Genomic DNA, 14056 nt, shown 5'->3' on the forward strand with positions numbered 1-14056 from the left:
GACGGGGCTATGCCTGCCCTAAGTCGCGTGGCCGAACATCGTCCTCGTCGTAACCACCACCCGTGCGGAGGTCTCATGCACACCCATTCCCCCGATCTCAAGCGAACCCTGCTGAACAAGGTGCCGGAAGTGACCATCTTCTTCTGGCTGATCAAGGTCATGGCCACCACCGTGGGCGAGACCGCGGCCGACTTCCTGAGCGTCGACCTGCATCTGGGGCTGACCGGCACCTCATGGGTCATGGGCGTACTGCTGCTCGCCGCGCTGGGCGCGCAACTGCGGGCGCGGCAGTACGTGCCCTGGCGGTACTGGATCACCGTGGTGCTGGTGAGCATCTTCGGCACCCTGGTCACCGACAATCTGGTGGACACCCTGGGGGTGTCGCTCGAAGCCACCACGGTGGCGTTCACCATCGCGCTGGCAGGCTCGTTCGCCCTCTGGTACGCGAGCGAGCGCACCTTGTCGATCCACACCATCTTCACCCGGCGCCGGGAACTGTTCTACTGGGCGGCCATTCTGTTCACCTTTGCCCTGGGCACCGCGGCGGGCGACCTGCTCGCCGAAGGCCTCGACCTCGGCTACGGCATCTCGGCCGCCACGTTCGGCGCCCTGATCCTGGCCATCACGGTGGCCTTCTACCGGTTCCGGCTCAACGGTATCCTCGCCTTCTGGATGGCCTACGTGCTGACCCGGCCGTTCGGCGCCTCCTGCGGCGACCTGTTGTCGCAACCGACCGGCCAGGGCGGCCTGGGGCTGGGCACGGTGGGCACGAGCGCCCTGTTCCTGGCCACCATCGTCGGCCTGGTGCTCTGGCTGACCCTGAGCCAACCGCGTCCGCGACAACTCGCCTGAACGGCGCCACCAGGAGGATGACGATGCATTCGACGACAAGGCAGGCCCTCACCAAGGTGCCGGAGGTGACGCTGGTGTTCTGGCTCATCAAGATCGGCGCGACCACCCTCGGCGAGACCGCGGGCGACGCCGTGTCCATGTCCATGCAGCTGGGCTATCTGGCCGGCACCGCCATCTTCGCGGCGGTGTTCGTGATCGCGGTGATGGCGCAGATCCGGGCCCGGGGATTCCACCCGGCGCTGTACTGGACGACGATCATCGCCACCACCACCGTGGGCACGACGCTGGCGGATTTCGCCGATCGCTCGCTGGGCATCGGCTACGCCGGCGGTTCCCTCCTGTTGCTCGCGCTGCTGGCCGCGTCGCTGCTGCTGTGGCGTGCCACCCTGGGCACCGTCGCCGTGCGCAGCATCGCCTCGCCGAAGGCGGAGATGTTCTACTGGGCCACCATCATGTTCTCGCAGACGCTGGGCACGGCGCTGGGGGACTGGACCGCGGACACGGCCGGGCTCGGCTACACCGGCGGCGCCCTGATCTTCTCGCTTCTGCTGGCGGCTCTGGTGGTCGCCTACCGGACCACCCGCGTGTCACGCACGGCGCTGTTCTGGAGCGCCTTCATCCTGACCCGACCGCTCGGTGCCGTGGTGGGCGACTTCCTCGACAAGCCGCTCAGCCAGGGTGGCCTCGATCTGAGCCGGTATTCGGCCTCGGCCGCCCTGATCGGCACGATCGTGATGCTGATCCTGGTCTTTCCGCAGCGCGCGGCCAGAACCGGACACTGACGCGCTAGACTATTGGCCCGGAGCACCCGGGGCACGACACACGGAACCCCCTGCATGCGCATATTGCTGGCGGAAGACGACCTGATGATCGGCGAAGCCATGAAGGCCGCGCTGACCGATGCGGCCTATGGCATCGACTGGATCACCGACGGCCATCTGGCCATCGAGGCCCTGGCCACCACCACCTACGACATGGTGCTGCTGGACCTGGGCCTGCCGCGCAAGGACGGCCTGAGCGTGCTCGCCCGCCTGCGCGCGAGCGGCAACACCGTCCCGGTGCTCATCATCACCGCGCGGGACGCCATCGAGGATCGCATCGCGGGCCTCGATGGCGGCGCCGACGATTACATCGTCAAGCCCTTCGACATGTCGGAACTGCTCGCCCGCATCCGCGCCAATTCCCGGCGCCAGGCCGGCAGCGCCGGGCCGGCCCTGAGCAACGGGGTCGTCTCGCTGGATGTCGCCACCAAGACCGCGACCACCGAAGCGGGAGACGTTCAGCTGTCGGCGCGGGAGTTCGCCCTCCTGCATGCGCTGCTGGTGCGCCCCGGCGCCCTCCTGTCGCGCGCCGAAATCGAGGATCGGATCTACGGCTGGGGCAACGAGGTGGAGAGCAACGCAGTGGAATTCATCATTCACGCGCTGAGGCGTAAACTCGGGCGCGAGGTGATCCGTAACGTGAGGGGCGTGGGTTGGTGCGTGGGGCGAACGAAGTAATTCCGTCGCTGCGGCGGCGACTGTCCGTCCGCATTGCGATCCTGATCGTGACCGTCGGCGTGGGCGCTGGCCTGTACTCCTTCCTCGAGGCCTACAAGGAAGCGCAGGAACTGCAGGATCACACCCTGATCCAGATCGGCTCGCTGCTGTCGATCACGCCGGTGGCGATCGCCACCGCCGCGCATCTGCCCGCGTTCAGCGAAGACCCGGAGTCGCAGCTGGTGATCGTCTCGGCGCAGGACTCGGCCCCCTCGCACCACGTTCCGTTCAAGCTCGCCGGCGCGCAGATGGACGGCATCCAGACGCTGCCCGGCGACGGCGAAAATTGGCGTGTCTACGTCACCACGTCGGAAGAAGGCGACCTGATCGCCGTCGGGCAGCGCACCGCGGTGCGCGACGAGCAGGCCTCGGACGCCGCCCTGCGCATCGTGCTTGCCCTGGTGCTGCTCACACCGATCCTGCTGCTGGTGATCCAGGACCTGATCCGCAAGAGCTTCACACCGCTCGAAGATCTGGCGAAGGCGGTCGAGGCCCGGCATGAGCAGGATCTGACCCCCGTCGGTACCGATGGCATGTTCGAAGAGGTCCGCCCCTTCGTGGTCGCCATCAATCGACTGCTGGCGCGGGTCGGAGGTTTCGTGGGCGCGCAGAAGCGCTTCGTGGCCGATGCGGCGCATGAACTGCGCTCCCCCCTCACCGCCCTGTCCCTGCAGGCCGAGCGCCTGGCGCAGGCGCGCATGTCGGACGAGGCCAAGGAACGCCTGGAGACGCTGCGCAGCGGCATCGGCCGCTCCCGCGCCCTGCTCGAGCAGATGCTGACCTTTGCGCGCGTCCAGGACTCGGATGCGCGAACCACCGAATCGGTCAGTGTCCGCGCTGCGGTGACGCGGGCGATCGAGGACCTGCTCCCCCAAGCCGACGCCAAGCAGATCGACCTGGGAGCCGGCACGGTCTGCGAGGCCCAGGTCCCGATTGCGCCGTTCGATTTCTCGACCCTGGTGAAGAACCTGCTCGAGAACGCGATCCGCTACACCCCGGCCGGCGGCAACGTCGATATCGCCGCCCACACGGACGCGAGCCTGCTGACGCTGACCGTCAAGGACAGCGGCCCGGGCATCCCCCCCGAGGATCGCGAGAAGGTCTTCGAGCCCTTCCACCGCCTGCTCGGCAGCAAGGTCGACGGCTCGGGTCTGGGGCTGTCCATCGTCAAATCGGTCGTCGATCGTCACCAGGGCACGATCCATCTGAGCTACGCCGATCCGGAGCGGGAACACGGCCTGCGAGTCGACGTGCATTTCCGGACTCCTGTTCCGCCCCCCGGCGCATCCCCCGCATCGACCGCCTAAGCTTCGCCTAATCCGGGCGCCATAGCCTGTCCTCGTCGCACAGCCCGTGCGATTTCACGAGGAACCGCAATGGACCGATTTCCGGGGTTTGCGTGCGACGATGGCGTGTTCGGACTGGCTCGCCAGCACTGTCGCGGTTTTGCCGGCGTCATCCGCCCGGGGGCAAACACCCCGAGCCTGAATCTGTGGCACGGCGGTGGCGCGGTCGCACTGAGCGCCGCGTCCCGCGAACGCACCGTGATTGTGACCGGGGCCCACCGACACGGCGCGGCGCTGAGCACCGCGCGGCAGGTGGCCGACGGTACCGAAGCGCCGGCGACCCTGACGCTCGCCGACGGTGGCCGCGGTGGTGCCTTCGTGGTGCACGATGCGCTCAGCGGCGCCCTCGTGCTCGGTCGCGACCGGGCCGGCATCATGCCGCTCTATCTGTCGGTACGCGCCGATCGCATCGCGTTCGCCACCGAACTGGGCGCGCTCGCGGCGCTGCAGCAGGGCGATACCGAGCTCGATGCCGACGTCCTCGCCATGTATCTCGACCATGGCTTCAGCGCGGGCTGCCGCACGCCGCTGGCCGGCGTCCGCCGGGTCGCCCCCGGAGAGATCATTCACATCGACAAACGCCTCCAGCTGACCCGTCAGCCGGCCGCCACGCTGTCCCCCACGACGCGCTTCGACGGCAGCTTCGCGGACGCGGCCGCTCAGTTCGGCCCCCTGTTCGATGCGGCCGTCGCCGCGCACCGCGATCCGGACCAGCCGTGCAGCCTGCTGCTCTCCGGCGGGCTGGATTCCGCCTTGATCTGCACCTCCCTGACCCGCACCGCACGGGCCCCCGTGCACACCTACGCGGTTGCCTACGATTTCACCCAGAAACGCGAAGAGCTTGCCGACGCACGCCGGATTGCGACCCTGTGCGGCACCACGCACACGGAGCTGCGCCTGAGCCAGAACGCGTTGTGGCGCCACCTCCCATGGACCGTCTGGCGCACCGACGAGCTGATGGACGACCATGCGGCGCTGGCCACTTCCCTGGCCGCACGACAACTGCCGTCCGACACCGCGGTCTTCACCGGCGAGGGCGCCGACGACGTGTTCGCTGGCGACGGGCAATATCGCCGCCACGCCATGCAGCGCTGGTTCGCCGGTCTCCTCACCCCCCGCTCGGGCGGCTGGCACACCAGAGGCCTGCTGGACCGACGCCAGCGGCAGCGCCTGTTCGGCGCCGCCTTGCGCGCTGCCGATCGCGCCCGACGGGACGATCTGAACGGCGCCTGGGCCAGCGCGTCGTGCCGCGCCAGCTGGCTGCAAAGGGCCCAGGCCAGCGAACTGGAAAGCATCTTCCCGAATACCCTGGCGCTCAAGGTGGGGCGCAGTTTCGACGGCGCGGCACACAGCGTGCACATGCCCTTTCTCGATCCGCGCGTGGTGCGCTTCGGCCTCGCCCTCGATGATCGTCTCAAGGTGCGCGCCCGAACGGGCAAGGTGTTCCTGCGTGAATGGGCCTGCGCCCGGCTGCCCAGGGATCACGTCTTCAAGCGCAAGCGCGGCTTCTTCATGCCGGTCAGCCAGCTGCTGCAGGGCGAACGCCTGGACCGGCTCGAACCGGTGCTGTGCGCGAGCACCTTCGTTGCACAATGGCTCAATCCGGCCGGCGTCGCCGACCTGTTCAGCGCCCACCGGGCGACCGGCAATCATGCCAAGACCTTGTGGCGTCTCCTGCAGGCGGCCATCTGGTTCAGCCTCTTCGTGGTGAGCCCGGGCGCCTGCCCCACGCCGAGCGAAGATCCGCTGGACTGGATTCTCTGAGCCGTCGATCGACCCGTGCGCCCTACCGGGGCGCCCGCCACACCGGCTGCCGGACCATCACCGCCGCGAACAGCGGCGAGCTCAGCCAGCGCCCCAGCCAGTCGCGCACGTGGGGCAGCGGCGCCGCCTCGAACCAGGCCGGGTCCACGCCCGCGAACTGGCGCACGAAGGGGAACAGGGCCGCATCCGCCAGGGCAGGAGAGGGGCCGAAAAGGAACCGCCGGCCCGCCAACTGACGATCCAGCGGCGCCAGGTGCAGGTCCACCGCCGCATCGCGCCAGGCCTCCTGCGAGCGCTCCGGAAACCGCTCGACGTATTTGTAGCGATCCAGCAGCGGCTTGAACTCGACGTCGTTGCGGCGTACGAGCACGGCCTGTGCGTCGGCACCCGCGGCATGCAACCAGCCTTCCGGATCGTTCTGCCCGAGGGCCCAGCGCATGATGTCCAGGCTCTCGTCGATGACGGTGCCGTCGGCCAGCTGCAGCACCGGCACCGTGCCCTTGGGCGAGATGGCGAGCATCTCGGCGGGCTTGTCGCGCAGGAGGATTTCCCGCAGCTCGACCTCGATGCCCGCCTGCCGGATCGCAAGGCGCGCCCGGATGGCGTAGGGACAGCGCCGGAAGGAATACAGGGCCGGCCGGCTCACGGCTTGAGCCGGTACCCCGTACGGAAGATCCAGGCCACCACGGCGACACACACCAGCAGGAACACCAGGGTCATGGCCACGCTGATCGCCGGGCTCACGTCGGAGATGCCGTAGAAGCTCCAGCGGAAGCCGCTGACCAGGTACACCACCGGGTTGAGCAGGGTCACCTTCTGCCAGAACGGAGGCAGCATGTTGATGCTGTAGAAGGTGCCGCCGAGAAAGGTGAGCGGGGTGATGATGAGCAGCGGCACCAGCTGCAGCTTCTCGAAGCCGTCGGCCCAGATGCCGATGATGAAACCCAGCAGGCTGAAGGTGACGGCGGTGAGCACCAGGAAGGTGACCATCCACAGCGGGTGGTCGATGTGGAAGTCCACGAAGGCGGTCGCGGTCACCAGGATGATGGTGCCGAGGATGATCGACTTGGTGGCCGCCGCCCCCACGTAGGCGATGACGATCTCCAGGTAGGAGACCGGCGCCGAGAGCACCTCGTAGATGGTGCCGGTGAAGCGCGGGAAGTAGATGCCGAAGGAGGCGTTCGACAGGCTCTGGGTGAGCAGCGAGAGCATGACCAGCCCGGGCACGATGAAGCTGCCGTAGTCGATGCCCTCCACCTGGGTGATGCGCGAGCCGATGGCGGCGCCGAAGACGACGAAGTACAGCGAGGTGGAGATCACCGGCGAGATGATGCTCTGGGTGAGCGTGCGCCAGGCCCGGTGCATTTCGAACAGGTAGATGGCGCGGATGGCGAGCAGGTTCATGCGTGCGCCTCCTGGAGCAGGCTGACGAAGATGTCCTCGAGCGAGCTTTGTTCGGTGTGCACGTCCTTGAAGGCCACGCCCGCCTCGGCCAGCGCCGCCAGCAAGGTGGCGATGCCCGGCGAGTCGCCCTCGGTGTCATAGGTGTAGATGAGCGCATGGCCGGCGTCGGCCAGTTCCAGCTCCCAGCGCGCCAGGGCCGGCGGCACGCACTCGAGCGCCTCCTGCAGATGCACGGTGAGCTGCTTGCGCCCCAGCTTGCGCATGAGCGTGGCCTTGTCCTCGACGAGGATGATCTCGCCCCGGTTGATGACCCCGATGCGGTCGGCCATCTCCTCGGCCTCCTCGATGTAATGGGTGGTGAGGATCACCGTGACCCCGTCCTGCTGCAGGCTGCGCACCAGGTTCCACATGTCGCGGCGCAGCTCCACGTCCACGCCCGCCGTGGGTTCGTCGAGGAACAGCACCCGCGGCTCGTGGCTCAGCGCCTTGGCGATGAGCAGACGCCGCTTCATGCCGCCGGACAGCGTCATGATGCGGTTGTTGCGCTTGTCCCACAGCGACAGGGACTTGAGCACCTGCTCGATGTAGGCCGGATTGGCCGGTTTGCCGAACAGGCCGCGGCTGAAGCTCACCGCGTTGAACACGGTTTCGAAGGCGTCGGTGGTCAGTTCCTGCGGCACCAGGCCGATGAGCGCACGCGCGGCGCGGTAGTCGCGCACGATGTCGTGGCCATCGACGGTCACGCTGCCGGTGGAGCCGTTGACCAGGCCACAGACGATGCTGATGAGCGTGGTCTTGCCGGCACCGTTGGGCCCGAGCAGCGCGAAGATCTCGCCCCGCCGGATGGACAGGTCCACCGTCTTGAGCGCCTGGAAGCCGCCCTCGTAGGTCTTGGAGAGGCCGCAAATGGAGATGATGTCGGTCATCCGGACGAATTTACCAGAGCCCGATGAACCGTGTGCACGCGGCGCACGCGCATCGGGCGCCGCGGCCAAGGGCGCCCCGTCCGGAAAAGCGAACGCGGGGCACCGGGCCCCGCGTTCGTCAGCGTTCGAGCGCAGCGCTCAGCACACGCGCCGACGGCTCGCCATCAGACCCGCCAGCCCCAGCCCGAGCAGCGCCAGCGACGCCGGCTCCGGCACGTCGTTGATCCCCTCGGGCAGCGCGTCGGCCGAATCGCGCACCAGCCACACGCCCGCACCCGGCCAGATCGGCGCACCGCTGACGTAGTCGTTGAACAGCTGGCTGCCGCTGATGGTGTAGTAGCCCACCACACGATCGCTGCCGTTGTCGGTCAGGTGCCCGCGCGCCCCGTAGTAGGTGCTGCCGTAGTTGGCCCCCACGGTCTCGCCGAGCAGCGCCGTCAGCAGGTTGGCCGCGTTCAGATCGGCGGCCGCAGTGCTCACCACCCCGGTACTGGTGCTCACCGGCAGGCCGGCCGCGCTCATGAGCCCGTGCACTTCCGCCGCCAGACCGAGCCGGAAGCCGTCGAACAGGCCGCCGCCGCCCAGCTGGGTCTGCACCGCGGCCACGCTCTGGTTGTAGGTCTGGGTCAGATCCAGCCATTCCAGGCCGCTCGCGGTGTCGCGGGTGAGCAGACCGTCGCCGGTGCTGTGCCAGTCGATCGAGACGAGCGAGGCCTGGGCGGCACCGGAGGCGAGCAACAGGGCGAGGGGAGCGAGAAACTTGCGCATGGGATTCCTTGAGCGGGGCGATGTTCGATGGGTGTCGTCTGTCGCCCTCTGCCGGGGCAACGTGCCGCAACGATAGTGGCCACGGCACCGGCGGCGCAGGAACTACGCCACGGCGCGCGGCCCGCACCATGGCCGGGCCGCGCGCCGATGTGACGCAGGTCACACGAGGACCGGCCGCCGCGGTGTCGGACCCCGTGCCCCGCGTGGCCGGCAATCGGTTCCGCATGCGCGCGTTTGGTGGCCGCTCCGCCTTTGCCGTACAGTGTCTGGAGGAACATACGATCCCGTCGCGAGGGCAGATGTCGCCGGTTCGGCCGGCACCGACCAGGAGAGCGTCCATGAAGGCAATCGTCACCGGCCACAGCCGTGGCCTTGGCGCCGCGGTGGCTGCGGCGCTGCTCGAACGCGGCATGCCCATGCTCGGCATTTCGCGCTCGAGCAGCGAGGCGCTGCGCACCCGCTACGGGCACCTGCTCACCGAAGTGGCGATCGACCTGGCCGACGACGCCACCCTGGCGCACTGGCTCAACGAAGGCGAACTGCGCCGCTTCCTGGCGGACGCGGGCACCGCGCTGCTCATCAACAATGCCGGCATGGTCACCCCGGTGGCGCCCCCGGGCGCGCAGGGCGCCGCCGCGGTGGCGCTCGCGGTGCGGGTCAACGTGGCCGCCCCGCTGATTCTCACCGACGCCTTCGTGGCCCATACCCCGGGCGTGCAGGACCGGCGCATCGTGCACATCTCCAGCGGCGCGGCGCACAAAGCCTATGCCGGCTGGAGCGTCTATTGCGCCACCAAGGCCGCGCTCGACCATCACGCCCGCGCCGTCAAGGAGGACGCGGTGCCCGGCTTGCGCATCTGCGCCCTCGCCCCCGGGGTGGTCGACACCGACATGCAGGCCACGCTGCGCGCGACCGATCCCGACCACTTCCCCGCCCTGCCCCGCTTCGAGGCGCTCAAGCGCGATGGCGAACTGACCGACCCGGCCGAGTGCGCGGCCCGGCTGGTGCCCTACATTCTTTCGGACGCCTTTGGCGAAGCGCCGGTGGCCGATCTGCGCGACATCGCGCCCTGAGGCACCGCCCTAGCGTGGCGGCACCAGTCCGTAAGCCTTGAGTTTCCGGTAGAGCGTCCGCTCCGAGATGCCGAGCCGCTCGGCCAGCGCCCGGCGGCTGCCGCGATGCTCGGCGAGCGCGGCCACCAGCGTGCGCCGCTCGGCCGCCGCCAGCTCGGCCCCCGGCGCCTCCGCCACAATCGGCTCGGCCCGCCCTTCGAGATGCAGGTGCGCGCGGCCGATCTCCTCGCCGTCGCACATCAGGCTCGCCCGTTCGAGCACATTGCGCAGCTCGCGCACGTTGCCCGGAAACGCGTATTGCACCAGCGCCCGCTCCGCATCGGCGCTCAGGCGCAGGTTGCGCGTGGGCGCGACCCGCCCGAGCAGCGCGCGGGCCAGCAGCGGGATGTCCTCGACCCGCTCGCGCAGCGCCGGCACCTGGATGGGAAAAGTGTTGAGGCGGTAGTAGAGATCCTGGCGGAAGTCGCCGCGCGCGACCATGTCGCGCAGCCCCCGGTGAGTGGCCGACACCACCCGGATGTCGGCCTTGCGCAGCTCGGTGGCGCCGACGCGGCGATAGGTGCCGGTCTCGAGCAGGCGCAGCAGCTTGACCTGCATGCCCAGCGGGATGTCGCCCACCTCGTCGAGAAACAGGGTGCCGCCGCTGGCCGCCTCGACCAGCCCGGTCTTGCGTTGGGTCGCGCCGGTGAAGGCGCCGCGCTCGTGGCCGAACAGCTCGCTCTCGAACAGGGTTTCGGGCAGCCCCGAGCAATCGACCGCGATGAAGAGCCGGCTGGCACGCCGGCTCGCCTCGTGGATGGCGCCGGCCACCAGCTCCTTGCCGGTACCCGACTCACCCTGCAGCAGCACCGTCGCTTCCGAGGGTGCCACCCGGGACACCAGCTCCAGCATGGCCTTGAAACGCGGCGCGCGGCCCACCAGGCCGGAACGCGCCGACAGGCCGCGGGCGACGTCCATGGGCGCCATCTTCTCGATGAAATACGCCACCTCGCCCCGGGCGTTCTTCACCGGCGACAGTTCGATGTTCTCGTAGGCCTCGCCCTGCGGGGTGTGATGCAGGTGCAGCACCCGCTCGCGCTGCCCCGAGGCCAGCGAGCGCGCCAGCGGGCAGCTCTCGCCGGCCTGATCGCACGGCACCGCGTAGTGATGCGACACCGCGTAGCAGGTGCGCCCGATCACGCTGTGACCGGCGCCATGGGCGCGACGATAGGCCGCATTGGCGGCCAGGATGCGGTAAGCCCGATCGAATAGGATATGAGGCTTCTCGAAGGACTCGAGGAAAGAGGTCAGTTCCGCGAGCGGATGGCTGTCCCGGGGCATCGGCATCACGCCATACTGTCAGATCAACTGCCATTCTCGACCGCCAATTTGGCGGAAGTCAATTCGTCACAGGTATCGGGCACGGCCACCCGCTTGTTTTTTCGCGTCTATTTTTAGATGGAACTTCTGGCATGGATATTGTACCGACGCTGACATGCTGCACCACACCCCCAACCCCATGAACGACCGCACCCTGGTTCGGAAACTCGCGCTCGTGGTCGCCATCAAGCTCGCCGCGATCTTCGCGCTGTGGTGGGTGTTCGTCCGCGACGATCGCATCGTGCCTGCAGCCGATATGGTGGCCGAACACATCGGCCAGCGCTCCGATTCCCCATCACAAGGACATTCCCATGGTCAGTGAGCACCTCGTCGACCTGTCGCGACTGCAGTTCGCCGCCACCGCGATGTACCACTTCCTGTTCGTACCGCTCACCCTCGGCATGACCTGGCTGCTGGTCATCATGGAGTCGGTTTACGTCATGACCGGCAAGCCGGTGTACAAGGACATGACTCGCTTCTGGGGCAAGCTGTTCGGCATCAACTTCGCCCTCGGCGTCACCACCGGCATCACGCTGGAATTCCAGTTCGGCACCAACTGGGCCTACTACTCGCACTACGTGGGCGACATCTTCGGTGCGCCGCTGGCCATCGAGGGGCTGATGGCCTTCTTCCTCGAGTCCACCTTCATCGGCCTGTTCTTCTTCGGCTGGGATCGCCTGTCGCGCAAGCAGCACCTGCTGGTGACCCTGCTCATGGCCATCGGTACCAACCTCTCTGCCCTGTGGATCCTCATCGCCAACGGCTGGATGCAGCATCCCGTCGGCGCCGAGTTCAACTACACCACCATGCGCATGGAGCTGACCGACTTCTGGGCGGTGCTCTTCAACCCGGATGCCCAGGCCAAGTTCGTGCACACGGTCTCGGCCGGCTACGTGACCGGGGCCATGTTCGTGCTCGCGATCTCGGCCTGGTATCTCATCAAGGGCCGCGACGTCGAGTTCGCCAAGCGCAGTTTCCGCATCGCCGCGGCCTTCGGTCTCGCCTCGGCCCTGTCGGTCATCGTGCTCGGCGACGAATCCGGCTACACCGTGGGCGAGGCCCAGCAGACCAAGCTGGCGGCCATGGAGGCGATGTGGGAGACGGAGCCCGCTCCGGCCGGCCTCAAGCTCATCGCCGGGATCAACGAGCGCGAGATGAAGAACGACTGGGAGATCCAGATCCCCTGGGTGCTCGGCGTGATCGGCACCCGCTCGATCCACAAGGAACTGCCCGGCATCAAGGAGATCATCGCCCTGAACCGGCAGCGCATCGTCTCCGGCATCGAGGCGGTGAAGGCGCTCGATGCGGTGCGCGCCAACCCGGACGACAGCGCCGCGGCGGCCACGCTCAAGCAACACCAGGCCGACCTGGGCTTCGGCCTGCTGCTGCGCAAGTACGTCACCTCCATGGACGATGTGACGCCCGAGATCATCGATCGCGCCGCGGCCGACACCATCCCGAAGGTAACCCCGATGTTCTGGGCCTTCCGCCTCATGGTGGCGCTCGGCTTCTGGTTCCTCGCCCTGTTCGGGCTCGCCCTGTGGTTCTCGGTGAAGGGCGACTTTGCCCGCCGGGGCTGGCTGCTGCGCGCCGCGCTGTGGTCGATTCCGCTGCCCTGGGTCGCCTGCGAGGTGGGCTGGTTCGTGGCCGAGTACGGGCGCCAGCCCTGGACCATCTACGGGGTGCTGCCCACCCACCTGTCGGTGTCCACCCTGAGCGTCGAATCGCTCTATGGCTCGCTGGCCGGCTTCGTGGGCTTCTACACCCTGCTGCTGATCGTGGAGATGTATCTGATGATCAAGTTCGCCCGCCTCGGCCCCGGCAGCCTGGGCACCGGCCGCTACGCCAACGAACCGGCCCACGCCTGAGGAGAATTCAAATGCCAATCGACTACGAAACCCTCAAGGTGATCTGGTGGCTGCTGGTGGGCGTGCTGCTGGTCGGCTTCGCCATCATGGACGGCCACGACATGGGCGTGGGCACCCTGCTGCCCTTCGTCGGCCGCGACGACGTGGAGCGGCGCGTGGTGATCAACACCGTCGGCCCGCACTGGGACGGCAACCAGGTGTGGTTCATCACCGGTGGCGGTGCCATCTTCGCCGCCTGGCCGCTGGTCTACGCCACCGCCTTCTCCGGCTTCTACTGGGCCATGCTGGCGGTGCTGTGGGCGCTGTTCTTCCGCCCGGTGGGCTTCGATTACCGCAGCAAGCTCGACAGCCCGCGCTGGCGCGCCGCCTGGGACTGGGGTCTGTTCGTGGGCGGCGCGGTGCCGCCGCTGATTTTCGGTGTGGCCTTCGGCAACCTGCTGCAAGGCGTGCCCTTCCACTTCGACAACCAGCTCGTCTCCCATTACGAAGGCAGCTTCTGGGGCCTGCTCAACCCCTTCGCGCTGCTGTGCGGCGTGGCCAGCACGGCGATGATCACCTTCCACGGCGCCATCTACCTGATGCACCGCACCGACGAAGCCGTGTATCGGCGCAGCCGCACCGCGATGCTGATCTTCGGCAGCCTGCTGCTGCTCGCCTTCTCCGGCGCCGGCGTGTGGCTCCAGGCCATTCCCGGTTACGTGATCAGCGGCGCCATCGACCCGTCCGGCCTGCCCGACCCGCTGGCCAAGACCGTGGTGCGCGAGGCCGGCGCCTGGATGCACAACTACCGGGCCATGCCGGCCACCCTCGCCCTGCCGGCGCTCGCCTACCTGGGCACGCTGGGGGCCATGGCGCTGGCGGCGCGGGGACGCACGCTGCTGGCGTTCGTGGCCTCGTCGCTGGCCATCATCGGCGTCATCGGCACCGCGGGCGCGTCCATGTTCCCGTTCGTGATGCCCTCCTCCACCGACCCACGCTCGAGCCTGACGGTGTGGGACAGCGTCTCCAGCCACCTCACGCTCACCATCATGTTCTTCGCCACGCTGATCTTCATGCCCATCATCGTCGCCTACACCAGCTGGGCCTACAAGGTGATGGCCGGCAAGGTCACGACGGCCTACGTGCGCGAAAACAGTCATTCGGCCTATTGAACGGGGA

General features: G+C 68.2%; 14 protein-coding genes. 9 read left to right on the forward strand and 5 right to left on the reverse strand.

Features of this window, described 5'->3' with window-relative positions; genetic code table 11:
• Positions 1-75 precede the first annotated feature (75 nt).
• From G3580_RS12060 to G3580_RS12080, 5 genes are all read left to right on the forward strand, one after another.
• A complete protein-coding gene (locus G3580_RS12060) occupies positions 76-852 on the forward strand; it encodes a COG4705 family protein (protein WP_173765835.1) in 777 nt (258 codons plus the stop codon).
• A gap of 23 nt (positions 853-875) precedes the next feature.
• Complete coding sequence (locus G3580_RS12065; protein WP_173765837.1) at positions 876-1634, forward strand: COG4705 family protein; 759 nt, start codon at positions 876-878, stop codon at positions 1632-1634.
• Between the two features lie 54 nt (positions 1635-1688).
• Positions 1689-2351: a response regulator gene (locus G3580_RS12070; protein ID WP_173765839.1), complete on the forward strand. Its 663-nt coding sequence runs from the start codon at positions 1689-1691 to the stop codon at positions 2349-2351.
• A 47-nt stretch (positions 2352-2398) separates the two neighbouring features.
• Positions 2399-3697, forward strand: a complete 1299-nt coding sequence (locus G3580_RS12075) for a sensor histidine kinase (protein ID WP_173765841.1) — start codon at positions 2399-2401, stop codon at positions 3695-3697.
• Between the two features lie 69 nt (positions 3698-3766).
• A complete protein-coding gene (locus tag G3580_RS12080; protein WP_173765843.1) occupies positions 3767-5500 on the forward strand; it encodes an asparagine synthetase B family protein in 1734 nt (577 codons plus the stop codon).
• Between the two features lie 22 nt (positions 5501-5522).
• On the opposite strand, the gene G3580_RS12085 is transcribed toward G3580_RS12080, so the two are convergent.
• The 4 genes from G3580_RS12085 to G3580_RS20070 all read right to left on the reverse strand — a co-directional run bounded on the left by G3580_RS12085 (position 5523) and on the right by G3580_RS20070 (position 8598).
• Positions 5523-6146, reverse strand: coding sequence for a glutathione S-transferase (locus G3580_RS12085; RefSeq protein WP_173765845.1), 624 nt, complete (start codon positions 6144-6146; stop codon positions 5523-5525).
• Positions 6143-6904 carry an ABC transporter permease gene (locus G3580_RS12090; protein WP_173765847.1) on the reverse strand — a complete coding sequence of 254 codons (762 nt, stop codon included), beginning with the start codon at positions 6902-6904 and terminating at the stop codon, positions 6143-6145. The genes G3580_RS12085 and G3580_RS12090 overlap by 4 nt, the downstream gene beginning before the upstream one ends.
• Positions 6901-7830 carry an ABC transporter ATP-binding protein gene (locus G3580_RS12095; RefSeq protein ID WP_173765849.1) on the reverse strand — a complete coding sequence of 310 codons (930 nt, stop codon included), beginning with the start codon at positions 7828-7830 and terminating at the stop codon, positions 6901-6903. Before G3580_RS12095 ends, G3580_RS12090 begins: the two co-directional genes overlap by 4 nt.
• 138 nt (positions 7831-7968) lie before the next feature.
• Positions 7969-8598: a PEP-CTERM sorting domain-containing protein gene (locus tag G3580_RS20070; protein WP_228720651.1), complete on the reverse strand. Its 630-nt coding sequence runs from the start codon at positions 8596-8598 to the stop codon at positions 7969-7971.
• Between the two features lie 338 nt (positions 8599-8936).
• Between G3580_RS20070 and G3580_RS12105 the strand changes: the two genes are divergently transcribed.
• Positions 8937-9671 carry an SDR family oxidoreductase gene (locus tag G3580_RS12105; RefSeq protein WP_173765851.1) on the forward strand — a complete coding sequence of 245 codons (735 nt, stop codon included), beginning with the start codon at positions 8937-8939 and terminating at the stop codon, positions 9669-9671.
• Positions 9672-9680: 9 nt separating this feature from the next.
• On the opposite strand, the gene G3580_RS12110 is transcribed toward G3580_RS12105, so the two are convergent.
• Positions 9681-10991: a sigma-54 interaction domain-containing protein gene (locus tag G3580_RS12110; protein WP_173765853.1), complete on the reverse strand. Its 1311-nt coding sequence runs from the start codon at positions 10989-10991 to the stop codon at positions 9681-9683.
• A gap of 154 nt (positions 10992-11145) precedes the next feature.
• Between G3580_RS12110 and cydP the strand changes: the two genes are divergently transcribed.
• Genes cydP through cydB form a run of 3 tightly spaced genes read left to right on the forward strand, consistent with a single transcriptional unit; the run spans position 11146 to position 14049 of the window.
• Entirely contained in the window at positions 11146-11352 is a 207-nt protein-coding gene (gene cydP / locus G3580_RS12115) for a cytochrome oxidase putative small subunit CydP (RefSeq protein ID WP_217424477.1), read from the forward strand.
• Positions 11342-12898: a cytochrome ubiquinol oxidase subunit I gene (locus tag G3580_RS12120; protein WP_173765855.1), complete on the forward strand. Its 1557-nt coding sequence runs from the start codon at positions 11342-11344 to the stop codon at positions 12896-12898. Before cydP ends, G3580_RS12120 begins: the two co-directional genes overlap by 11 nt.
• 11 nt (positions 12899-12909) lie before the next feature.
• Complete coding sequence (cydB, locus tag G3580_RS12125) at positions 12910-14049, forward strand: cytochrome d ubiquinol oxidase subunit II (RefSeq protein ID WP_173765857.1); 1140 nt, start codon at positions 12910-12912, stop codon at positions 14047-14049.
• The last annotated feature ends 7 nt before the right edge of the window (positions 14050-14056 follow it).

Source organism: Nitrogeniibacter mangrovi, from assembly GCF_010983895.1.
In the GTDB taxonomy this organism is placed as follows: domain Bacteria; phylum Pseudomonadota; class Gammaproteobacteria; order Burkholderiales; family Rhodocyclaceae; genus Nitrogeniibacter; species Nitrogeniibacter mangrovi.